The 23,073-nt window shown below is 55.3% G+C and carries 15 protein-coding genes; 1 reads left to right on the plus strand and 14 read right to left on the minus strand.

Annotated elements, in window-relative coordinates:
- Together JTI85_RS14940 and JTI85_RS14945 are read right to left on the minus strand one after the other, a co-directional pair.
- The coding region (locus tag JTI85_RS14940) for a hemagglutinin repeat-containing protein (protein WP_219352585.1) at window positions 1–11,004 on the minus strand (11,004 nt) is incomplete at its 3' end.
- Between the two features lie 12 nt (window positions 11,005–11,016).
- The gene (locus JTI85_RS14945; protein ID WP_115602397.1) at window positions 11,017–12,654 is read right to left on the minus strand and encodes a ShlB/FhaC/HecB family hemolysin secretion/activation protein; all 1,638 of its coding nucleotides are present in this window, start codon (window positions 12,652–12,654) and stop codon (window positions 11,017–11,019) included.
- A gap of 593 nt (window positions 12,655–13,247) precedes the next feature.
- Here JTI85_RS14945 and narP point away from each other — a divergent pair.
- Window positions 13,248–13,895, plus strand: a complete 648-nt coding sequence (gene narP / locus JTI85_RS14950) for a nitrate/nitrite response regulator protein NarP (RefSeq protein WP_219351682.1) — start codon at window positions 13,248–13,250, stop codon at window positions 13,893–13,895.
- Between the two features lie 101 nt (window positions 13,896–13,996).
- Here the strand turns inward: narP and JTI85_RS14955 are convergent, their stop codons facing one another.
- From JTI85_RS14955 to napG, 12 genes are all read right to left on the minus strand, one after another.
- Window positions 13,997–15,046, minus strand: coding sequence for a cytochrome c-type biogenesis protein CcmH (locus JTI85_RS14955; protein WP_219351684.1), 1,050 nt, complete (start codon window positions 15,044–15,046; stop codon window positions 13,997–13,999).
- Window positions 15,043–15,600 (minus strand): thiol:disulfide interchange protein DsbE, encoded by a 558-nt coding sequence (dsbE, locus tag JTI85_RS14960; RefSeq protein WP_121584831.1) that lies wholly within the window; start codon window positions 15,598–15,600, stop codon window positions 15,043–15,045. Before dsbE ends, JTI85_RS14955 begins: the two co-directional genes overlap by 4 nt.
- Entirely contained in the window at window positions 15,597–17,552 is a 1,956-nt protein-coding gene (locus JTI85_RS14965; RefSeq protein ID WP_219351685.1) for a heme lyase CcmF/NrfE family subunit, read from the minus strand. Before JTI85_RS14965 ends, dsbE begins: the two co-directional genes overlap by 4 nt.
- On the minus strand, window positions 17,549–18,028 hold the full coding sequence (gene ccmE, locus JTI85_RS14970) for a cytochrome c maturation protein CcmE (RefSeq protein ID WP_005129319.1): 480 nt from the start codon (window positions 18,026–18,028) through the stop codon (window positions 17,549–17,551). Before ccmE ends, JTI85_RS14965 begins: the two co-directional genes overlap by 4 nt.
- A complete protein-coding gene (gene ccmD / locus JTI85_RS14975) occupies window positions 18,025–18,237 on the minus strand; it encodes a heme exporter protein CcmD (RefSeq protein ID WP_005129320.1) in 213 nt (70 codons plus the stop codon). The genes ccmE and ccmD overlap by 4 nt, the downstream gene beginning before the upstream one ends.
- The gene (locus JTI85_RS14980; RefSeq protein WP_061068190.1) at window positions 18,234–18,971 is read right to left on the minus strand and encodes a heme ABC transporter permease; all 738 of its coding nucleotides are present in this window, start codon (window positions 18,969–18,971) and stop codon (window positions 18,234–18,236) included. Before JTI85_RS14980 ends, ccmD begins: the two co-directional genes overlap by 4 nt.
- An 86-nt stretch (window positions 18,972–19,057) precedes the next feature.
- A complete protein-coding gene (ccmB, locus tag JTI85_RS14985; protein WP_005129323.1) occupies window positions 19,058–19,717 on the minus strand; it encodes a heme exporter protein CcmB in 660 nt (219 codons plus the stop codon).
- Window positions 19,714–20,331 (minus strand): cytochrome c biogenesis heme-transporting ATPase CcmA, encoded by a 618-nt coding sequence (gene ccmA, locus JTI85_RS14990; protein WP_101741546.1) that lies wholly within the window; start codon window positions 20,329–20,331, stop codon window positions 19,714–19,716. Before ccmA ends, ccmB begins: the two co-directional genes overlap by 4 nt.
- 13 nt (window positions 20,332–20,344) lie before the next feature.
- Complete coding sequence (gene napC, locus JTI85_RS14995; protein WP_005129332.1) at window positions 20,345–20,947, minus strand: cytochrome c-type protein NapC; 603 nt, start codon at window positions 20,945–20,947, stop codon at window positions 20,345–20,347.
- Window positions 20,948–20,956: 9 nt separating this feature from the next.
- A complete protein-coding gene (gene napB / locus JTI85_RS15000) occupies window positions 20,957–21,406 on the minus strand; it encodes a nitrate reductase cytochrome c-type subunit (RefSeq protein ID WP_048212558.1) in 450 nt (149 codons plus the stop codon).
- Window positions 21,407–21,538: 132 nt separating this feature from the next.
- The gene (gene napH, locus JTI85_RS15005; protein WP_048211126.1) at window positions 21,539–22,390 is read right to left on the minus strand and encodes a quinol dehydrogenase ferredoxin subunit NapH; all 852 of its coding nucleotides are present in this window, start codon (window positions 22,388–22,390) and stop codon (window positions 21,539–21,541) included.
- Window positions 22,377–23,072: a ferredoxin-type protein NapG gene (napG, locus tag JTI85_RS15010; protein WP_048211125.1), complete on the minus strand. Its 696-nt coding sequence runs from the start codon at window positions 23,070–23,072 to the stop codon at window positions 22,377–22,379. Before napG ends, napH begins: the two co-directional genes overlap by 14 nt.
- Between the last annotated feature and the right edge of the window lies 1 nt (window position 23,073).

Consider the following 23,073-nt stretch of genomic DNA (forward strand, 5'->3'; position numbering starts at 1 on the left):
CGTGCTATCGCCCGACAGACCACCGGCCATCCCTGCTGATATCGTTGCCAGCGTGCTGATGGTCTGCTTCTGATCCTCACTCAGTTGCGACAGGTCAGTCACATCAGGATACAGCATACCTGCAATCGCCCGGGCCGCAAGTTCACCCGTTGCCGCACCCGCTGCGCCCGCCGCCGCGCTGTTGCCCTGCATCGCCGCCACTGCGCCGCCCAGTATCGCGTGGGCAATAACATTTACCGCAGTATTGCCCTCTGTCGATTTAAGCAGATGCGCCAGCTCCGGTGCCGATGCCCCCGCCAGCGCGGCCCCCATATCACCGCCAGCCAGCCCCTGAAGCGCCGCCGTTGCCGCCTGAATCCCCCGCTGAATATCGCTGCCCGTGCCATACTTCGCCAGTTCTTCCTTATACTTCGGCGTATCTTTCAGCTTATCCGCAGGCAGATTCGGATTGTCCCTGCGCGCCTCTTTCAGCGCATTTATCTCTCCCTGTGTTCTTGCAATATCCGCTGCCTGACCGCCAATATCACTGATGAGACTTACCGTCTGCAGCCGCTTCTGCTCTTTCTCTTTGTCAAAAATCGGGCTGATGCTGTCGTTCGCATGTTCCGTATCACGGCTCAGGCCGGATACATCCTGCTGCTGGTTCGCTGTATCACGAACCGTAATTGTTCCTTCCGCTACCGCCGCCTGCGTAGTTCCTTCCGCATGCCCGCTGTTGCCTCCGGCTGATATCATCCCGCCAGGCATATTGCCTTTGAACGCGTCACCGCCAAAAGAACCGCCGCCGCTCAGGCTGACGCCTGAATGACTGACCTTAAAATCCGCTTCGTTATGAATGTCCCTGAACCCCAGCGTTCCGGTATCCAGGCTGTTTTTGTCCCCCGTTGCCGTCGAAGCGATTACCGCGCCATCCAGTTGCGTGTGACGTCCCACCGTCACATCAAACCCGCCATCGCCGGCAAAAAGCCCTGTCTGCTCCTGAACCGAGTCATAAGTGCTTTTCATCTTGTCCTGGCTGGCGCTGATATAGCCCGAACCGGTCATGCTACCGAAGGTAAAACTGCCGCCTGCCGCTACGCTGTTCTGCTTCGATTTGTAGTCGTTGCTGTCCTGCTGGCTGCTCATCCACAGGTTGCGACCAATATCCGCGACCACTTTATCGCCGCTGACCTGCGCGCCATTCAGAAGGGCATCGCGACCACTGGTCATCGATACAATGCCACCGCTGTCCAGCGTGGTCTCCGTCCACGCCGTGCCGTTACCCTTCTCATGTCCTTTTGCCGCATTCACGTTGGCGAAGACGCTGATACCATAGCCATTGGTTCCTCCGCCAATGCTGACCCCTACACCGCCGCCGCTGCTGCTATTTTTCCCGGTTGTCTGTTGAGTGTTTGCCGCACCGCTCAGTACGATATCATTCGCTGCTGCAAGCGTGGTGTCCCCACCCGCCTTTATCTGGCTGCCGCCGATCAGAATATCGCCGCTGTTCCCGCTCTGACCTTTACCCGTCGCCGTAATAGCCAGATTGTTGCCTGCATTCAGGGTGCTGCCTGCCACAGTATCACTCCGGGCATGCTGCTCAGACTTTGATTTCTGGGAAGTCAGAGAAATGCTGACGCCTATACCGTTATTCGGATCGCCGCCAGCCTGAGCAACTGCAACCCCCTGCGCAGCCTGCACGCCGGAAAGCGCCGCTTTCGTTGCCTTCAGAGCCGCAAGACGATCGTCACTCTCATCTTTCGCATCCTGCGCTGCTGAAACCGCGCTGTTCACCGCACTGCCCACAGCCCCTGACAACGCCACCGTCAGTCCGCTGGTTTTCTGCTCAAACTTCTCATCACGGGTGCGTTTGTCGTGTCCCGGTTCAATAAGTACACTATCGCCGCCAACAGCAATATCTTTCTGGGCGATGATATCCGCGCCGCCGATATGTGCCTGCTGGCCTGCGGTGATACTGACGTTGCCCCCCGTAGAACCGACCGTACTGAAGCTCTCGCTTTGGGTGGTGCCTTTTTCGCGCAGATCGTGCGTCGTTTTACTGCTACCGATGGTGAAGCCGATCCCGCCCGACCCCATCAGCCCGCTCTTTTTCGTCTCTTTAAAGCGCCATGAGGTATCCGTATTGGTGGCAGCAACGATATCCACATTGTTGCCAGCCCCCAGCGCCACATTGCCGTCACCGGCAACGGCTGAGCCCTGTACCAGAATGTTATTCCCGGCGGCGACAGTCACATTGTCCCCGCTCAGCAACGCGCCTTTTTCCCGCGTAGCACTGTCTTCTTCAATCGTATGGGTAGTCTTTTTACTGAGGAATCCTTTTTTGGTTTTCGTGGTTTCCTGGTAGTGATAATCGCTCTCTGTGGCGGTCGTGAGATTCACATCCCGGCCTGCCGTGACGCCGATATCGCCCTGCGCCGTAACATCCGCTGCCTGCGCACTCACATCGCGCCCGGCGATAATGACCGTGTCGCCACCGCTGGCAATTTCCGTCCCCTGCTGGCGTACGGCGTCATTGACCACGGTTTTCTTCTTCGCACGATAGCTGTTGCCGTCGGTTGTTGCTTCAGCCAGCAGGTTAACATCACGCCCGGCCAGCAGACCCACATCATTTTCCGCTGCCAGCCCGGCCGCGTGAGAATTAATATCCTGACCCGCTTTCAACACCAGATTGTCACCCGCTGAGACGGTGGTACGGGAAAGCCCGGTGCTGTGCGATTCACTGCCGCCGTTACGGCTATTCTGCTGAGTGGTGGCCGCATTCAGACTGAGATCGTTACCCGCTGTAAGCTGAGCATTCCCCCACGCGTTAACATTGCTGGCGGTGACGTTGAGGTTATTCCCGGCATTGATACCGAGGTTACCGCCCGCGCTGATGGTGCTCCCCTGCCAGTCCACGGACGAACGACCGGTCTCAGTGACCCTGCGTCCGGAATGGCTCCGGGCATCGTTAATCTGGTTGGCATTTACCGCAATATCCCCCCACGCATCCATCAGCAATGAGCCACCCGCAGAGAGATTCGCGCCAGTAACGGAGATATCCTTGCCTGCCGAGAGCGACAATCCGTCCTGCGCGGTAATGGACGCCACAGAACCTAGCAACGTATCTTTAAAGCTCACATTGCGGTATTTGTCCCTGGCACTTACATCAATCTGCTCCGCCAGCGTCAGGTTATTGATGTTGCCGCCCAGGCTTTCCAGCGTCACCGTTTTTCCGCTGATAGCGGAGCTGACGTTGTTGATATCGCCAGCCGCACTCAGCTCAAGGTTGCCCCCGGCCTGCATCAGACTATTGTTAAGGTTGCTGATGCTGTTCTGACTGTCGAGAGTGAGATCGTTTCTCGCCAGCAGCGTACTGCCAGCGTTGGTGATATTCCCGCTGGTAAGCTGAACATTATTCCCGGCAATGACGCTACCGTTGCTCACCGTGATATCTTTCGGCGAGAGATACAGCTTCGGTATCATTACCGTCTCACCGTTGACGGTCGCGGCTTCCCACCACAGCATGCTGTGCTCAAGGGACGCTATCTGATCGGCCGTCAGGGCCACCCCAAATTTCAGCCCCAGCGACTGCTGGGTACTGGCAGCGCTGTCCATCAGATAACGCATCTGGTCCAGGTCAGAACCTATACCGTTGATGTAACGACTTCCCGTCTTAATCAGCATGGCGTTACTGACATAGCGGGTATCGAACGCCGCATCACCGAGGAAACGGTAGTCATATTCCGGGTTCAGTTTGAGACGATCGAGCATATAGGCCGATCCCAGAAACTGGTTTTGATCGGTATACGCAACGTTAGTTTCACGCGGCACTTCGCCCGGTTTGATACCCAACATGGCATTCAAATCACCAAACAGGCTGGGATCGAGTTGACCAAGGCCATTCAGTTTCGGGTTGACGTTGATCAGGTACGGGCTTTTCGGATCGTCGGAGACGACGAAATAACCGTTCTTTCCGGAAGGCAACGGATACGCGCTGGTATCCACCGTTTTGCCCTGATTTTGCCCGGCGGTATTCACGCCCTTCTCGCCTGGGTTAATCAGGCCATTGAGTTGACCGAGGCTGGCATCACCTTTCTGCGTGGTAGAAACAGAACTGAGCGTGGCGTCTGATACGCCACCGCTTTCCAGCGCGCCGCCGCCGGTAATCTGCTGTAATGCATCCTGCAGTTGGTCGTTCCACTGTGGGGAACTGACGCTCACCGTGTCATTGCCTACCAGCGCCTGTTTTTGCCCCCCATTACTGAGGGTCTGGTTGCTGAGGGTGTTGAGGGTTGGGGTAACGATGGTATTGCTAACCCGTCCCCCACCAGAGGTTGTGTTTTCGTTGCCAATAGAAGTAGCAAACCTGGCATTTACATTACCGCCAGCCTGAATCACCGAACGGTACGTTTCTCCGCCTTCCTGAACACGGTCATGCCCTTCCAGGGTAAATGTTATTGTGCGTTCTTTAGGAAGCACAATAGTTTCACCTTTACTGTTTCTCCCCTCGTTATAACGCGGAGGTAAAACATCAACATTATCTACAGCAAACTGTTTATTGGAATATTTCTCTGGGTTATAGGTATAAACCAGATAATCAGTAAGCGTCCCAGACTGCCAGCTCTGGTTATTTAATGTGCTTCCTGAAAGGTCGATATTATTGTTTGCCAGAATAGTACTGGCTGCGTTATCCAGCGCATTTGCATCAATTGACAGATTTCGCCCTGATGAAATACGAGCTGCACCGCCAGAGCTGGAAACCTCTGTTTTTACCCGGCTGGAAATGAATTTCTGCGTCGCCGTGTCTTTAAACGGTGCGTAGTAATACTGGTAATAACGACGAATATTACAGGAGGCATTTGCACTACAGGAGCTGGTTTGTCTCTCATAGGAGTAACCATTAACGCCATAAGTACCTTCTGCCATCTGACTGATATCTATCGCAACAGTCGCATCACCTATCCCTGGAATACTGTTTGACCCAGCTATTTGTGTCTGGTTTGCTTTCAACCCATCCCGCTGGTTCAGCAGATGCCCGGTTTTGATGGTGATATCACCGTTCTGGGTTTCGATATTGCCGGAGGTGTTGACCACTTCGCTGTTGGCATTTCCCGCCGCATCTCGCTGCATCCACAGATTGTTGCCTGCGAGGATATCGCCGCGCTGATTGGTAATGGTGTTGGCATAAAGCGCCAGATTATTTGCCGCGTACAACAGCGCCGTATTAACGATAGCGCCTGGTGCATTGAGCGTCAGAGAACCACGCGTGCCGGTGAAACCATCGACTGAAATATTACCGCGACTGGTCAGCGTAATATCCCCACCACCCTGTAACGTTCCGGCGGCATTGAGCGCCACGTTGCTGCCGCTGAGGTGGCTCGCACCGTTGCCCGTTGTGATTTGCCCGTTATTGCTGAGCTGCCCGCCCGCCGTCAGGTTGAGCGACTGCCCCTGAAGCACGCTACGGTTGTCGATAGCACCCTCGCTGGTCATGGTCAGCGTTTTACCCGCGGCAAACGCGCTTTGCGCAGTAAAGCCATTCACCAGCTTCAGCGTCAGATTACCCAGCGCAACCACCGGCCCCAACGCATCAAGCCCGTGGCTTTCAACGGACAGGTCGCCACCGCTGAACAGTTTGCCTACTGAATTCTGATTAACCTGGCTGGCATTAACACTCAGTTGCGAGTTGCCCAACAGCGTACCGTTATTCGTCAGTTGCGTGTATTTCACCGCCAGTTGACCGGCCTGCGTAGTTCCCTGGTTGGTAAAATTGTTACCTGTAAGCGTGGCGCTGTCGGCTAGCCAGTTCCCGCCATTGGTGGCCGTTGCCGCATTCAGAATGAGGTTTGTCGCCTGTAACCAGCCTGCGCCGGAATACTGCGGCGTGGTCAGCGTCATTCCCGCGCCAGAAAGCAGTTTACCGTCATTGAGCGCGCGAGCTGTGGCGTTAAGATGGGTTTCTCCACCGCTCTGCATTAAACCGTAGTTGGACAGCACTGGAGTAGAAAGCGTCAGCCCCTGACGGCTGACAATCTCCCCGGAAGCCTGGTTTATCAAATCGCCGCTCAGCGACAGCGTTGCGCCATTATCCCCTTGTAGGCGTCCGCTGTTGGTCAATGCGCCGGACGTCATGCCCAGCGTCGCTCCCTGAATTTTGCCCTCGTTGGTGACTGACGCCGCAGTCAGATCCAACGCGCCGCCGCTCAGCATACTGCCCGCTTTCTGCTGCCTGACCGCGCCGTTCATGGCAAGCGTGAGCGCATTTACGCCGCTAATTGCCGCGCTGTTATCGAGGGTTGCCCCCTTCAGCGTAAGATTTTTCGCCGTCCATTGCCCGGCGTTAGTCAGAGAAAGCGCCTGTAGCGTCGCGTTACCCAGCGCGGTAATTTTGCTGCCCGCCGCAGAAGTCAGGTTATTCGCGAGCGTAAGCTGCAGGGCGTCGGCGCTGTGTATTGCCCCATTGTTTGTCAGCGTTTGCGCATTGAGCAGAATCGACTGCCCCTGCCATGTGCCATTATTCGTCACATCGCCAGACGTGAGTTTTAGCGTTCCCTGCGTCAGCAGTGAACCACCTGCTGCGTTAATCAATTCCTGTTGCGGTGAAGCCATCGCCATGCGCGCCATCAGACGCTGACGTGCTTCCAGCGTCAGGCTTTGCAGGCCGGTCAGCGTGCCCTGGTTGTGGATCCGGTTTTGCTGCAGGGTCAGGGTATTTCCCTGTACCGTGCCGCGGTTATCAAGCTGTGCGCCGTCGAGCGTTACGTCGCTTTCGCTGAGCAGCTTTCCGCTGTTATCAAGCTGCTGCGCGGTCAGTGACATTCCGCCATGACTCATCATGTCGCCTGACGTGGTAAGGCCGTTGTTTACAGTCGCCGTCAGATTACCCAGGCTTATCAGCGAGCCTTTGTGCAGCCAGTCATCAGCGGTCAGCGTAAGTTGCTGCCCCTGCAGCGTGCCCTGCGTCGTGATATTGCCGACATCGAAGGTCAACGCGCCGCCGCTCAGCGTACGGGACGTTCTACCCGTCGTGAGCACATCGCCAGACAGCGCAAGCCCGTTCGTCCCCTGCCAAAGGCCTGTATTGTCTAACGTCGAGGCTGCAAGTGTCAGCCTGTCACCGGCAATATGCCCGGCGCTGTTGATATCATCAGCCGTCAGCGTCAGTACGCCGCCACTTTGAATGTATCCGGGGTTGATAAGTCGCCCGGATAGCTTGCCTTCCAGGCCATGTAAACCGTTAAGCACGCCGCTGTTATTCAGCAAGTCGGCAGTAAATGTCAGGACATCGCCCTGCAGTACACCGGTGTTTTCCATCGCACTGGTATGCACCAACAGCGCATTACCGGCCAGCCATTTACCTGTGGCATCCGTGGTGAAGGTATTCGCAGAAACCGAGGTACTGTCATTACCCTGAACCAGACCGCTGTTACGGATGGATTTTCCATCCAGAGTGACACTTTTCGCCGCCAGCGTACCGCGGTTATCCAGAGAGGCGGTATTTATCGACGCCCCCTGTTTCGCCACCAGGTTACCCTGGTTTTCAACTGAGTTTGCCAGCGTCAGATCCAGGGAATCGGCCTGAATATCACCGGCGTTAATTAATGTGCTGCCGCGCAGCGTGAAGTCGGTATTCGTCAACAGCAGACCGTGGTTTTCCAGCGTGTCGAGGCCTAAATCCAGCCCCGCGCCGCTAACCAGTTGTCCCTGCTGACCATTAAACAGATTGCGGGTGGTGAGCTGTAGCACCGAATTACCCTGCACAGTGCCGTTATTCATAAGCTCCAGCGCGGAAATGCTAAGGGATTTTGCTGCAATCGTTTTGTCGTTAAACAACTGCGCTGCAGCCAGTTCGAACAGATTCAGACTGCGCAGCGCTCCCTGATTGTCCAGTCGCTCGCTGGCAGTGATCTTCAGGCTATTCTGAGCCTGAATGCTGCCGCCGTTCCGCAGGATGTCCAGCGTAATCGCCGCAGTTCGGGCCTCCAGTTGGCCATCGTTGTCGATACGCTTTCCGCTAAGATGCAACTCTTCGCCGCCGGTTACCTGTCCGCCAGCAAGGTTAGTGAAGCGATTGCCATCCCAGCCGAGCATCTGATTCCCCTGCAGGATCCCGCTATTGCTGAGATCGCCGTGTAATGCCAGCACCTTCGCCGCCAGCAGTCCGCCGTTATTCACGCTGGCGGCATGCACGGTCATACCCTGTTGGCTGAGTACGTTGCCCTGATTCGTGAACACGTCGTGTACCGTTGCCGTTACCCCTGTTTCACCCAACGCATTACCGCTGTTTTGCCACGTATTTGCTTCCAGATTCAGCGTGCTGCCCTGCAGCAAGCCGGCGTTGTGGAGGGTCTGATTCTTCAGACTTAATTCCCCCACCGACAGCACATTGCCGTCGTTATTCACGTCCCGACTGTTCAGCACAAGCGTATCGGCGGCCATGAGTCCGAGGTTATCTGTCTTCTGTCCGTTAACAGATAATGACGTGTCCGCCAGCAGGCGCCCCGCGGTTTCGTTTTTTACCGTCGCATATTCACTTTGCAGATCAACGCCGTTAATTTCTCCGCCGTTAACCAACTGGCGACCGTTGAGGTGCAATGAACCGTCGGTAGTAATCAGCCCATGGTTGGTCAGATACGGTATATCCAGCGCCAGAGAACGCCGGGCATAGAGCGAGCCGCCGCTAAGGTTATCTAACGTATCAATCTGCAGGTCCATTGCCGCGTTGCCCTGCATCAGACCGCTATTCACAACATGCTGACTGTGAAGAGCTAGCGTTTCGGCTACCAGAGAGCCGCTGCTGGTGAAAAGTTCAGGGGCAATAATCGAGATGCGTTCAGCGCTGGCGCTACCGCTATGAGTCAGCGTCGCCGCGCTGAGCATCAGGGTATCGGCCAGCAGTTCACCCTGGTTATCAACTGACTGCTGCGCGCTGAAACCAACGCGTGTCCCGGTGGATTTTCCGCCATGACTGAGCCTGTCCGCCGTTACGTCCAGCGAACCTTTTGCCGCCTGTACACCGTCCAGCGTGACGCTGTTGCCGGTAATCGCAAGGTCCAGACCACTCTGCAGATGGCCGTCCTTGCCAGTAGTCAGCTGCTTTGCGCCCACGTTAAGCGCACCAGCGGCATTAACCTGACCGTTCAGGTTCAGGTTTTGCGCAGCGTTTAACTGTATGCCCTGTTGCCCGGCGATCAGCGAATCTTTCGCGGCGGTGAGGTTTTCAGCATTGACTGTCACCCCCCGGCTGCCAGAGAGGACGCCATATTGTTCAACTGTCGCGGCCTGCACCGTTAATGAGCCATCAGAGAGCAACGTTCCACCGTTTAGCAGCGTGGCATCTGCCCGGATATCCGCATCGTTTTTCGCGCTGAGGGTGCCCTGTTGGTTCAGCGTTGTTGTCTGTACTGAAAGCAGGCCACCGCTCGCCAGTGTGCCCCTATTTTCCAGCGACCCGCTATGGACCGATACGCTGTTACCCTGCATCAGCCTCCCATTTTCGAGGCGGGTTACCGACGCATCAAGATGGCCGTTCGCAGCCAGTTGACCACCATTCACGAGGTGGTCACCGGAAAGAGACAACGCGCCTCCCGCATTGACCTGTCCCTGGTTGTTCATTTCGCTACCGGCCAGGCTTAATGCTCCTTTCGCATCGGCCCGACTGGCGTTATCCAGTGCTATGCGCTGTGCCTTCAGCGTGAGTCCGTTACCTGCAGAGAGCAATCCCCCTTTAGCCGACAGATTGCCGTGACTGTTAAGGCTGACATCAGCATCACTCCCCAGTGTGGAACGGGTCAGCGTCATCCCATTAGTGCCCGCGACATCCAGTTTTTCTTTACTGGTCAGGCTGCCGTCGGTGATTGTCAGCGAACCGTCGCTACGCAGTGAGGTGTTTTTCTGGCTAACCAGAGTGGTTGCGGCAATGGCTACATCCTGTTTAGCCGTAATCTGCAACTCTCCAGCTGCGGCAACCCCGCCACCATCGATCGTCATCTTGCCATCGCTGCCCAGCAGCACGCCTGCACCACTGGAGAGATTTGCACCTTGTAGCGCTAACGCCCCGGTGCTGTTGATGGCCATCCCGCTTGCGGTCTTATGACTACCGGTCAACGTGACACCTTCTCCCCTGGCAGAAAGACCACCGTTTGCCAGACTGTTGCCGATCGTTAATTTCCCGTTAGCATTGAGGGTGATATCACCCTGGCGGGCATTCAGATCCCCGAGGTTGACCCCCAGCCCTTTCTCGCTGGAGACCAGATGAATACGGTTAGCGTACATCCCACCTAATGCGCCAGTGTCTACCGCGATTTTCGGTGCTTCTCCTTCGCCATTCAGCGGGCTCGTCTGGCCATTCGCCGCGATGCGATTCGCGCCGACGATAACATTCAGATCTTTGGCGTGTAGCGCTGCGTTAATTTCCGTGGCGCGGGCAATAATTGACACCGCATCGCTCTGGCTTCCATCCAGCCCTTTGCCTTCAATGGTAATGCTGCCTTTGCTCACATCCAGCGACTGCAGGTTACCGTTAGCATCCAGCACCGGTTTACCGGTAGTCAGTGTGGCGTTAGGCGTGTTGATAAACCCGCACCCGTTACAGGTAATGCCGTAGGGGTTGGCGACCATGACGTTGGCGGCTTTCCCCGCGACTTCGGTATAGCCCTGTAGCTGCGAACGGTTAGCGCCGGTAACTTCGTTGATGATCCCTGATGCTTCCTTTCCGGGACGCAGGTTCGGGTTATTCTGGACGATGCCGCCGAGCTGGGTTTGGGTAAATTGCCCGGTCGCGTTGTTGAGGATCAGTCCCTCTTTTCCCACGTTGTAGTCGTTATATTTGTTGTGTGAAATCCCGGACTGGTTCGGCGTGGCAATATTCACCACCGGAACACCATTGGCGGCTTTATCCATCTGCGTATTGCCTTCAGGCGTGATGGCGGCAGCCATCGCCGGGAGCAGTGGTTGGGTAGCCAGCAGGAAACTCAACATGCCACTTAGCAAACGCTGGGAGAAACGAACCTGATCCTTTTTCATCATCCTTGTTCCTTAAAATGCCACCGCAACGCGGTAATACACATTGAGATGATCCGGTGCCAGCCAGTCCGGATAATTCACCGGTGTTCCTACGGTAAACTGACTGGAGAACCAGCGCCCTGAGCTGGTTAATCCCAGCGCGGCCCCCCACAACGTGCCAGAGGCATACCTGTCAACGCTATCTTGTTTCAGCCAGCCGCCGTCGAATGCCGCTATCGCGCCAATCTGTCCCAACACCGGCAGCGTAAAAAGCGAGTAATTCACTTCGTTGCGCCAGTAGCCGCCGTTATCTCCTGAAATGTATTGTTCTTTATAGCCGCGTACCGATGTTTCACCGCCCAGCGTCAGGCGTTCGCTGCCGTAAAGGCGGTCCGGTGACCATTGAAAATAGAGGCTGCTCAGCCACCACAGTTTTTCTGTCAGCGGGCGCTGAAAACTGCCGCTGACGCTCCATTTGCGAAATTCTGCCTTTGGCACATCACCCTGTTTATCATTGTCATCCTCTGCGCCAAACCACGGCACGCCCTGGGTGAATGTGGGGTTAAACGTCGCAACGCCGGAAGCAATTTTTTGCGTATGGTTGATACCCAGCGAAACGCTGGAAAGCTTGCGGCTACTGGTTTCCAGCAGCACATCATTCAATTTGTTACGGTTGATTCGATGCGTGAGACCCAGCGATGCTGCGGTTTTGATATCACCGTTGCGAAACAAAACCCAGGAGCCGGTCAGACGATGGGTTTCACTGTCACCGGTGGAACGCCATGCATAGCCATTGTTATTAATGGTGCTGAGATAGTTACTCCAGCTGTAGCTGTAATCCAGCAATCCGTAGCCGTAAGGAACACTCACACCAGCAGCAACGTTCTGCGCATCTTTACTGCTCGAAAAATCGCTGCTACGCCCGCCGCTGATAAACCATTTATCCGCCAGTCCGAGCATATTATTGAAAAATAATGCCCCGCTCAGTTGTCCGGTTCCGGTACTCTTTTGTCCGCTGTTATCAAAACTGACGGAGCCGTTAACGGGGAATTCAGGCGTGGCGCTCAGATTAACTATTGATAACCCCTGCTGGCTGCCCGGCAAAATTTCAATTTCCACCGGCGTCTGGCGAACCCGGTTCAACTGCTCCATACCCTGTTCAATGTCACGCAGATTGAGAATCTTTCCTTCCAGCCCAGGAAAGATCATTTTCAGCGTGCGCGATGGGACACCTTCCAGACGTATTTGCTGCAATTTTCCCTCAAGCACCGCAATGTGCAGCACCCCAGAGGAGAGATCCTGTTCGGTTAAAAAGGCACGACTGGTGATGTAACCTCGGCTGATATACCAGTCGGAAATTGCATTTGTCAGTTCCGTCAGGCGAGGAATATCCAGGCATTGATTCACCCACGGCGCGGTAAGCTTTGCCGAGGCAGCGACGGACAACTTCGTTGCGCCGTCAATATCAATGCGCGAAATCATAAAACACGGTCCTTCAGTCCGGGCTGGCGTTTCCGGCGTAACGGCTTCGGGCAGCGTAACGCTACGCTCCAGCTCTTCACGCTGGCGCTGGTTTTCATTAAGTAGCTGCTGTTGTTGCTGCTGAATGGTATTACGATCCGCAGGAGAGAGTAGTGCGGCAGAAACCGTTGTGAACGGCAAAACTAACATCCCAATCAGTAATGCCAACTTTCTTTCATCCCTGAACTTCACCCTACCCCCCAAAAAGTACGAAACCGAACCTGGCTGTACGACTCTTGCCAAAAAAGCACAAAATGCAAACAAAAGTAAAGGCAATAAATGCGTTTTCACTTTATTCCTATTGCATTTCAGGATTTTTTATATTCTTAAGTTAAATTACTCTATTGGCCCAATCCCATAGCTAGTCGCCCATTTGCAGGAAGATCGCGGGGATGAGTATGTCGCGCACGTCGTGCCGCATGGGTGACGTCTGCGAAGTTTTCTTCCAACTGCCCGCACCCTTAATATCAACATTGCTTATTATTGCCACTTATTAATGTTGATATTTAATTAATGTTGTCAAACAGCAAATCGAGAATACTTTCGTCTCGCAAACCGCCAGCACCTTGATTCAAATCATAAAGAGTATTCTTTGTAAAAATTCCAATGAGAGCTTTTTGAGTCAGGATATACTATTTGCACCTGTAAAAAGTAAGGTCACGTTGCCTTATCATCTACGTGATAAATCAGGATTATCCCATGCCCCGGAATATAACGAAATTAAGAGTGCTCAGGAGAAGAAGATGCCTGAATTAACACCTTTTAAGGTGATGATTGTTGACGACCACCCACTCATGCGGCGAGGAATCAGTCAATTACTGCAGCTGGATAGCGCATTTGACGTAGTTGCCGAAGCCGGCGACGGTGCGAGCGCTATCGATCTGGCAAACCGTCTGGATCTAGATGTGATCCTGCTGGATCTCAATATGAAAGGCATGAGCGGACTGGACACCCTGAATGCGCTGCGCCGGGATGGCGTCACCGCGCAAATTATTATTCTTACCGTTTCGGATGCCGCCAGCGATGTGTATGCCTTAATTGATGCCGGCGCGGATGGCTATTTGCTCAAAGACAGCGATCCTGAAGTCCTGCTGGAGGCTATTCGCAGTGGTGCCAAAGGTGGTAAAGCCTTTAGCCAACGCGTCAGCGAATATTTGCGCGAGCGCGACCTGTTTGGCGCTCAGGAAGACCCATTCAGCATTCTCACCGAACGCGAGCTGGATGTATTACATGAACTTGCTCAGGGGCTGTCGAACAAACAGATTGCATCCGTACTGAATATTTCCGAGCAAACGGTGAAAGTGCATATCCGCAACCTGCTGCGAAAACTTAACGTCCGCTCTCGCGTTGCCGCCACCATCCTGTTTTTACAAACACGCGGCATGCAGTAATCAGATATTGCCCGATGGCGCTACGCTTATCGGGCCTACAAGTCACGTGCATCAGTAGGCCGGATAAGACGCTTTGCGTCGCCATCCGGCATCTTCCACTCTTACTTCTCCTGCGGCGTTAGCTGCTCCATCGCCTGTTTGATGCTGCGCTCAATTACCGCCCGACGGGTATCATTGGCGGGCAATAATTTCAGCATCATCTCCCACGCCGCAACCGCCTCGCCGAAGCGCTGCTGTTCAAAAGCGTTAAACGCGTACATGCTGAGAACCCGCACGTTGGCATGTTCGCCGCGCACCAACTGGCGTAGCAGCTCCCCTCCCCGACGGTTATCGTCTGGATCGGAAGAACGGGTCAACGCTTCCGCATAGCCCAGCGCAGCATCGCTGTTTTTCGGATCCAGTCGGTACGCATTGGCATAGGCTTCAGTGGCCGTACTGGCATTACCGAGAACCATGCCTATGCGACCAAGCATAATCCAGCCTTCAACGTTTCCGGCATCGGTTTGCAGCCGGGTGCGTAATCCCAGCGCCAGGCGCGTCATATCTTCTTCATTGAGCGGATCAGCTTTTGGATCCAACGCCCGCTCCAGCAGCGCCGGGGCCTGTGCAGTCGCCTGCTGCCAGACCTGAACCTGCTTATAGTTGCCGGTTTCATAATAGCTCACTGCGCCAACCCCCAGCGCCACCACGATGCCGGGCACAAACAACCCGAACCCACCGCGCTTGCCATCCGGGATAACGTCGTCAGGAAACGCTTCCTGTTTCACCCGGACACGTCGGCGAGTACGGGCGAAAATAATCCAGCCACCCAGACCAATCGCGACCACCGGCATCACCCACAGCAGCACGGTCAGCGGCGTCAACGGCGGATCATAAGTCACGAAGTTGCCGTAGCGCGCCACCATGTAATCGACAATTTCTTTCTGGCTTTTCCCTTCCTGCATCAGTTCGTAAACCTTCTGACGCAGATCGGTGGCAATCATTGAGTTAGAGTCAGCAATGCTGTTGTTCTGGCACTTTGGGCAGCGTAACTGTTCAGTGAGCTGACGGAACTGCTGTTCCTGCGCCTCATCTTTGAACTGCATCACGTCAATAGTGGCCAGCGCCGATCCCGAGATAACCAGCATCAGCAGGCCCAGAAAGAACCTCATTGCGTAGCCTCCTTACTGTATTTATCCCACAATGGTTTGATCTCACTCTCCCACACCCTGGCGTTTAAGTCGCCGGCATGGCGATAGCGAATAATGCCTTTACCGTCGATCAGGAATGTTTCCGGCGCGCCGTACACGCCAAGATCCAGACCAAGCATCCCGTCGCCGTCAAACAGGCTCAGCGCATATGGATTGCCCAGCTCTTTCAGCCAGACAATGGCTTTCTGACGATCGTCTTTATAGTTCAACCCAACGACCCTCACGCCTTGTGCCGACAGCTGATTCAGATACTGGTGCTCAGCGCGACAGGTCGGACACCAGGTCGCCCAGACGTTCAGCAGCACCGGTTTCCCCTGTGTCAACACATCAGCCTGGTAATGCTGGCCCGGATTTTCCAGTGACTCCAGACGGAACGTCGGCACCGGCTTACCGATTAACGCCGATTCCAGATTCGTCGGGTCGTCTCCCTGTGCGTTACGTGCCAGTTGCCACAGCAGCGCCGCCGCAATGATGAGAAAAATAATAAACGGAATTAACAGTGCGTTGCGCTTCATACAGCCTCCTGCGCGTTTTTTTGCGCAGCAGCACGAGGACGCGTGCGCTGGCGATAGCGTGGATCAAACAGGCAGAACAACCCGCCCAGCGCCATCAGCAACCCTCCGGCCCAAATCCAGCGAATAAACGGTTTATAGTACAGACGTACAGCCCATGCGCCGTTATCCAGCTCTTCGCCCAGCGCAGCGTACAGGTCACGCGTGAATCCGCCGTCAATTGCCGCTTCAGTCATCATTGAACTGGTGCTGTTGTAAAAGCGTTTTTCCGCATGCAGCGTCGCTTCCGGCTTGCCGTCACGGGTGACGCCAATAATAGCAACGCCGCCCCGGTAGTTTGGCCCGGTAATATCTCTCACTTCGCGGAAAGTGAACTGATAATTATGGATACTGACGCTATCACCTGCCTTCATGCGCACATCGCGTTCAACGCTGTAGTTCTGGCTAAAGGCAATACCGACAATAGTAATCGCCAGCCCAACGTGGCCCGACACCATGCCCCAATAGCTTGGCGTTAACTTCGTTCCGCGGGAAATACGCAGGAACGCCTCGGACATCGCCAGCACGAATATCCAGCATGCCATTGCCATACCCACGACCGTCATGGCAGCGATGCGGTCTTCAAACAGCCACGGCAGCAGCAGCGACAGTACCAGCGTGGTGACAAACGCGACAATCAGTAGCGTTTTCAGCTTGCGCGGTCTGTCACGGCCCCAGCGCACTAATGGCCCTATTCCCAGCAACAGCGCAAACGGCGCCATCAGCCAGGTAAACATGGTATTGAAGAATGGCTCGCCAATCGAAATACTGCCCAACCCCAGCTGTTTGTGCACCAATGGCAACAGCGTGCCCAGGAGCACCACCAGCATGGCAGCAATCAGCAGCACGTTATTACCCAGCAACAGCGATTCACGCGACCACAGCGCGTTATTAACCCGTGAGCGGACCTTGTGACCGCGCACAGCAAACAGCAGCAGGGAACCGCCGATAACCAGCACCATGAAGGCCAGAATAAACATCCCGCGTGACGGATCGGAGGCGAAGGCATGCACCGACACCAGCACGCCAGAGCGCACCAGGAACGTCCCTAACAGGCAAAGCGAGAAGGCGCAGATTGACAGCAGCAACGTCCAGGCTTTAAAGCTGGCGCGCTGTTCGGTCACTGACAGCGAGTGCATCAGCGCAGTCCCCACCAGCCACGGCATAAACGACGCGTTCTCTACCGGGTCCCAGAACCACCAACCGCCCCAGCCCAGTTCGTAATAGGCCCACGCAGACCCGAGCACAATACCCAGCGTCAGAAACACCCATGCAGCCAGCGTCCACGGACGCGAAAAACGGGCAAAGGTGCTATCCAGACGCCCGCTCATCAGTGCGGCAATCGCAAAGGCAAACGCCACGGAGAAACCGACATAACCCATGTACAGCAATGGTGGGTGGAAAATAAGCCCAGGATCCTGCAACAGCGGATTCAGGTCGCGGCCTTCAATAGGAAAATCTGGCAACGTGCGGGCAAACGGATTGGAAGTAAACAGGATAAACAGCAGGAAGCCAACGCTGACCATGCCCATCACCGCCAGTACGCGGGCGACGATATCCAGCGGCATCCGCTGGCTGAACAGCGCCACAGCGAACGTCCAGCCGCTCATCAGCAACACCCACAGCAACAATGAGCCTTCATGCGCGCCCCATGTCGCGGCGACGCGATACCAGACCGGAAGTTGCGTATTGGAGTTGCTGGCGACATAGATCACGGTAAAGTCATTAACCACGAAGGCGTTTACCAGCACCAGAAACGCACCCATCACACAGATAAACAACACCCAGGCAAAGGGTCGCGCAGAGGCCATCATCCGGACATCGCCACGCGCAACACCCCACAGCGGATAAACCGACAGCAACAGTGCAACGCCAAGCGCAAGGCACAACAGCGCGTTGCCAATTTCAGGCATCATGACGTTTTATCCTTATAAACACTTTCCGGACGACGATGGTTTTCCTGCATCGCTTTTTCGACTTCCGGCGGGGTGTAATTTTCATCATGCTTGGCAAGGACCTCTTTGGCCTGCACATGATTTCCCTGATCCAGTTCTCCCTGAACAACGACGCCCTGCCCTTCACGGAACAGATCCGGCAGGATACCTTCATAGGTCACATCCACCACGCCTTCGGCGTCATAGATGCTGAAGTTAACTTTCAGCGACTGCGGGTCGCGCTTCACACTGCCCGGCATAACCATACCGCCAACGCGCAGGCGTTGACCGACTTCCGGCATCTGCTGAGTTTCGCGCTTGCCGTAGAGTATTTCTCCCGGCGTATAGAACAGATCGATATTGGAACGCAGCGCATAGAGCACCAGCGTGATGGTCAAAGCCAGGCCCGCCAGCACCGCACAGGCTATCCATAGCCGATTTTTACGTCGAATATTCACGCCGCCTCCCGTTGCACTTGCGCTGCACGCATACGCGCTTCTCTCGCCCGCTGCTGCGCCACACCGCGTAAGATTGCGCGATGCTGTAGTGCAGAATGCAGCACCAGCACCAGCAACGGAATTACACTCATGGCCACGGCCAGCCAGACATATAAGGCGTAACCGCCCATCGCGAAAAAATCACTCCATGATGCAAATGCAGGGGTCATTGGCGGCCTCTTTTTAAGATCAGTTCACTCACCCACGGGCGGCGTTTTTCCATCAATAAAATCAGATTACGCATGCGCATCAGCGCCAGCGTGACAAACAGGAGCAGATAGCCGACGATCGCCAGGCGCAGTGGCGTACGCATCGCCGGATCAATACTTTGCTGCATGCGGGTCGACCCCTGATGCAGCGTGTTCCACCACTCAACCGAGTAGTGAATAATCGGTAAGTTCACGACACCAATCAGCACCAGAATACCGGCGGCACGACCTGCCAGACGGCGGTCGTCAAAGGCATGCCACAGCGCAATGGCGCCAACGTAGAGAAACAGCAGCACCAGTTCAGAGGTGAGTCGGGCATCCCAGACCCACCAGGTCCCCCACATCGGTTTGCCCCATGCGGAACCTGTCACCAGTGCAATAAAGGTAAACACTGCGCCAACTGGCGCCATCGCCGCCAGCGCCAGATTGGCCATTTTCATCTGCCAGACCAGGCCGATAAATGCGGCAACCGCCATTGATGCGTAAATGCCCATCGACCAGATTGCCGCCGGGACGTGCAGATAGATAATGCGATAGCTCTGCCCCTGCTGATAATCCGCTGGCGCGAAGCCAAATCCCCAAACCCATCCTGTTACCAGTACCACTGCGCTGGCAATCGCCAGCCATGGAATAAACCAGCCACAGACCTGATAGAGACGTGGGGGCATCGCCAGTTGATGAAGTGTTTTCCACATAGTTCAGTCACCAGACTCAATAAATTAGTAAATTTCCGTTTTACCGGAGGGCGGCTTCGCCTTGTCCGGCACAAGTCATATCTGCGCTATTGCACGCTGATACGTAACGCCGCCGCCGTCGCAAAGGGACTTAACGTGGCGCTTCCTACCAGCAACGCGCCAAGAATCGCCATGTACCCTTCAACGGGTAAGTGCATCGAGGCGGCGTCCATCGCAGCGGTCGCAAAAATCAACAATGGAATGGTTAGCGGGAGTACCAGCACGCTCAACAGCACGCCACCGCGTTTTAACCCCACCGTCAATCCCACGCCCGGTGCGCCGAGAAAACCCAGCGTCGGCGTTCCAAGCAGCAACGTCAGCGCCATAATTTGCCAACCGTACATATCCATTCCCAGCAGCAATGCCACCAGCGGCGAGAGGATCAGCAGCGGCAAACCGGTTACAACCCAGTGCGCCATCACCTTCGCCAGCACCACGGCCGGTAGCGGCAATGGCAGCAGCATCAATTGTTCGAGGCTGCCATCCTGTAAGTCATCCCGGAATAAACGTTCCAGCGCCAGTAATGAGGCCAGCAATGCGGCAACCCAGATAATGCCCGGTGCGATGCGCGCCAGCAGCTGTGGCTCCGGCCCAATGCTCAGAGGGAACAACGTGATAACGATCAGGAAAAACCATAACGGATTGGCGATCTCTGCACTATGACGGAACGCAACCCGCAGTTCTAAACGGAAGATTTGCCACATCATTGCGCGGCCCTCTCGCTGGTCAGCGCAATACGTCGAACTTTATCGGTCTCAACACCCAGAGGCTGGTGCGTTGTAAGGATCACAATACCACCCTGCTCTGTATGCTGTGCCATGCGCTGAGTCAGTCGCTTAACGCCATGCACATCAATTGCCGTAAAGGGTTCATCGAGGATCCACAGTCGCGCGCGGGTCAGCCAGAGGCGAGCCAGCGCCACGCGCCGCTGTTGTCCGGCGGAGAGTTGATTAACAGGAATATCTTCATATCCGGCAAGCCCTGCCTGCGCCAGTGCCGCCAGACAGTCGCCATCGTGATGGAAAAATCGCAGATTCTCCAACGCCGAAAGCCGGGTTTTTATCCCCGGCTGATGTCCGATCCACAGTAGTTCCTGATGGTAGCTGTCCCGCACCTGGTGCAGTGATTTCCCTTGCCAGCAAACCTCTCCGGCGTCAGGACGAGCCAGCCCGGTAAGCAACCGCAGCAGGGTGGTTTTCCCTGCGCCATTGCTCCCGGTAATTTGTACCCATTCCCCTGCATTGACGCGAAATGACAGATCGCTAAACAGTATTCTGTCATCTCGCTCGCAGAGCAGTTCTCTGGCCTCAAGCATCCTGATTATTTACATCCTGTTAAAAGCCCGGTTTGACTTCGCGCATATCAGGCAGTTTGTGCGCTATCCCTTTATGGCAGTCAATACAGGTTTGCCCTTCTTTCACGGCCTGATCATGCATTTTAGCCGCTACGCCTTTCTGGGCGGTTAAATCCATAAACTCGAAGTTGTGACAGTTCCGACACTCTTGCGAATTATTGTCTTTCATACGCCGCCATTCATTTTGCGCCATCGATAAACGGTGGTCTTCAAATTTTTGCGGTGTATCTATTAACCCCAGTGCTTTCGCGTACAGCTCCTTGCTGGCCTTGATTTTGCGGATCATTTTCGGCCCCCACTCATGAGGGACGTGGCAATCAGGGCAAGTCGCGCGCACACCGCTGCGGTTGTTGTAGTGTACGGTTTCCATGTATTCCTGGTATACCGTGTTGCGCATTTCGTGACAGCTAATGCAGAACTCTTCAGTATTGGCCTTTTCCATACCGGTATTAAAGCCGCCCCAGAAAATAATGCCGCCCACAAAGCCGATTAACAACAGCGTGCCGAGCGCCAGACGGCTGGGGCGACGCCACCATTGCCAGACGCGCTTAATCCAGCCTGGTTTACGGTTAGAATTTTCCATAATGACCTCTTATTTCCCGTAACCTTTCGAGGGGGTGAAGGTATTTTCAACAATCGGCGCGGCGTCAGCCTGCGGGACATGACACTGCAGACAGAAGTAACGACGCGGGGCGACTTCAGCCAGTACCTTGCCGTTGCTGTCCATAAAGTGCGTCGGGCTGATGCGCGGTGCACCGGTGGTGCGGTAGCTTTCAACACCGTGACACTGCAGGCAACGGTTGGTATTGGTCGTCACCTGGTAACCGTCAACACTGTGCGGAACCATCGGTGGCTGATTCACATAATTCAGCGGCATACGCTCCTGCTCTTTCGGCATGCGAATCGCCCCTTCCTGTGTCCCTGAGACCTCCGGTGACTGGCTCAGATCCACTCCGTTTGCAGCCCAAACGGCCCCACTGACTACCAGGGCCAGCGCGGCTGTCCATTGACTCAGCGCTTTAATCAGGTCATGGCTTTTCATTGTTTCGCTCCCGAACTCCATCGCATTTACACTTCATCCTTTAAGCTGCCTCTTTGTTGGCTGCGCTCCGAAACCCCAGTCACATAGTTACTATGCTCCTGGGGTATTTCTCGCTTGCCGCCGCGATGCATCTCAAATGATTTTGTGTATCGTTATTGTAAAAACATCCTCAGAACAGACATCCACACAGCGACCGCAGGCCATGCAATCGCGACTGGTCACCTGCACCGGGCTTTGCTCATCCAGCACCGGCGCACGTAGCACATGCGGTTCCGGGCAAACATGAAAACAATCCATACAGCGGTTACATCTCTTACGTTCTTTTGCTGATACGGTTATTGCACCTTTACTGCCCAATGCGCCATACAGCGCACCCAGGGGGCAGAGATGTCCGCACCAGCCATGCTCAACGACCAGTAAATCAAATAAAAACAGCGCGAGAATAAGCAGCGCACCGCTGCCAAAGCCCATGACCAGGCTACGTCCCAGCAAAGAAACCGGGTTTATCCACTCCCACAGCAGCGTTCCTGTCAGGGCAGAACCGACCAGGATAACCACCAGCAGGACGTACCGTATATGGCGCGGCAGGGTCGCAGACTGATTCAGGTCAAACCTTCTGCGCAGCCAGCTCGCCAAATCAGTCACCGGATTCATCGGGCAGACCCAACTGCAAAACAGTCGCTTACCTGCAAGGGCATACAGAACCGTAATAATGGCGGCCCCTGTTAACGCGACTGTTGCTGGCAGGTGCCCGCTGGCCAGGCTTTGCAGGGTAATGAGTGGGTCGGTTAACGGAATGGTATCCAGCAACAGGCTGCTACTGTAATTACCATGCAGGATCCACACGCCAAGCCACGGACCGCTGAGGAACATCGCCAGAACCAGGAACTGGCTCAGGCGACGCAACACCAGCCAGCGATGGCTCTTCCACCACCCTTTTTTCGCTTGTGCTTCACGCCCCGCATCACGTTTACGATTTGCCATTGTTCCCCTCCAGCCAACCGAAGCGGTAATGGTGTCCTAACTCCCCTTTCGCCAGCGACAGCGGCAGCACTTTTATTGCCGGCTGCTCCAGTACGCAGACTTTTTCGCATTTCCCACAGCCAGTACAGGCATCGCTGTGCACGGTCGGAATAAACCGCGCATGCTTACCAGTACGCATGTTACGGTCCAGCTCCAGGGTGATAGCCTCATCGATTTTCGGGCACTCGCGATAGCAAACGTCGCAGCGTAGCCCCTGATAGTTGAGGCAGTTTTCGTGATCCAGCAGAACCGCCAGTCCCATACGCGAATCGTCAATGGATGCAATTTCCCTGTCCAACGCGCCGCTGGGGCAGACTTTGGCGCACGGGATGTCCTCACACATTTCGCAGGGGATGTCGCGAGCGACAAAATAGGGTGTTCCGGCCGCCAGCCCGGAGGCCAGCGTTGCCAGTTTCAGCGTGTCATACGGGCAGGCCTGGACGCACTGGCCACAGCGCACACAGGCGCTGGCAAATGCGTCTTCACTCAGAGCCCCAGGCGGGCGCAGCCGCACGCCGGTTGCGCGTGCGGTTTGCTGTTGCAACCCCAGCGCCACGCCAACGACAGCCAGCCCGCCTGCTGCGCGAACCATATCGCGCAGGAAGCGGCGGCGGCCATTTTGGGGTTTTGCTGACCGGGACATA

Origin of the sequence: Citrobacter sp. Colony219, assembly GCF_019382635.1 — a bacterium.
In the GTDB taxonomy this organism is placed as follows: Bacteria; Pseudomonadota; Gammaproteobacteria; order Enterobacterales; family Enterobacteriaceae; genus Citrobacter; species Citrobacter youngae.

What these genes read in the sequence shown, in the direction of transcription:
- JTI85_RS14965 (WP_219351685.1), bottom strand. Translation starts at nt 17,552, where the DNA reads ATGATGCCTGAAATTGGCAACGCGCTGTTGTGCCTTGCGCTTGGCGTT.
- ccmD (WP_005129320.1), bottom strand. Translation starts at nt 18,237, where the DNA reads ATGACCCCTGCATTTGCATCATGGAGTGATTTTTTCGCGATGGGCGGT.
- napG (WP_048211125.1), bottom strand. Translation starts at nt 23,072, where the DNA reads ATGTCCCGGTCAGCAAAACCCCAAAATGGCCGCCGCCGCTTCCTGCGC.
- napH (WP_048211126.1), bottom strand. Translation starts at nt 22,390, where the DNA reads ATGGCAAATCGTAAACGTGATGCGGGGCGTGAAGCACAAGCGAAAAAA.
- JTI85_RS14980 (WP_061068190.1), bottom strand. Translation starts at nt 18,971, where the DNA reads ATGTGGAAAACACTTCATCAACTGGCGATGCCCCCACGTCTCTATCAG.
- napB (WP_048212558.1), bottom strand. Translation starts at nt 21,406, where the DNA reads ATGAAAAGCCATGACCTGATTAAAGCGCTGAGTCAATGGACAGCCGCG.
- napC (WP_005129332.1), bottom strand. Translation starts at nt 20,947, where the DNA reads ATGGAAAATTCTAACCGTAAACCAGGCTGGATTAAGCGCGTCTGGCAA.
- dsbE (WP_121584831.1), bottom strand. Translation starts at nt 15,600, where the DNA reads ATGAAGCGCAACGCACTGTTAATTCCGTTTATTATTTTTCTCATCATT.
- narP (WP_219351682.1), top strand. Translation starts at nt 13,248, where the DNA reads ATGCCTGAATTAACACCTTTTAAGGTGATGATTGTTGACGACCACCCA.
- JTI85_RS14955 (WP_219351684.1), bottom strand. Translation starts at nt 15,046, where the DNA reads ATGAGGTTCTTTCTGGGCCTGCTGATGCTGGTTATCTCGGGATCGGCG.
- JTI85_RS14945 (WP_115602397.1), bottom strand. Translation starts at nt 12,654, where the DNA reads ATGTTAGTTTTGCCGTTCACAACGGTTTCTGCCGCACTACTCTCTCCT.
- ccmB (WP_005129323.1), bottom strand. Translation starts at nt 19,717, where the DNA reads ATGATGTGGCAAATCTTCCGTTTAGAACTGCGGGTTGCGTTCCGTCAT.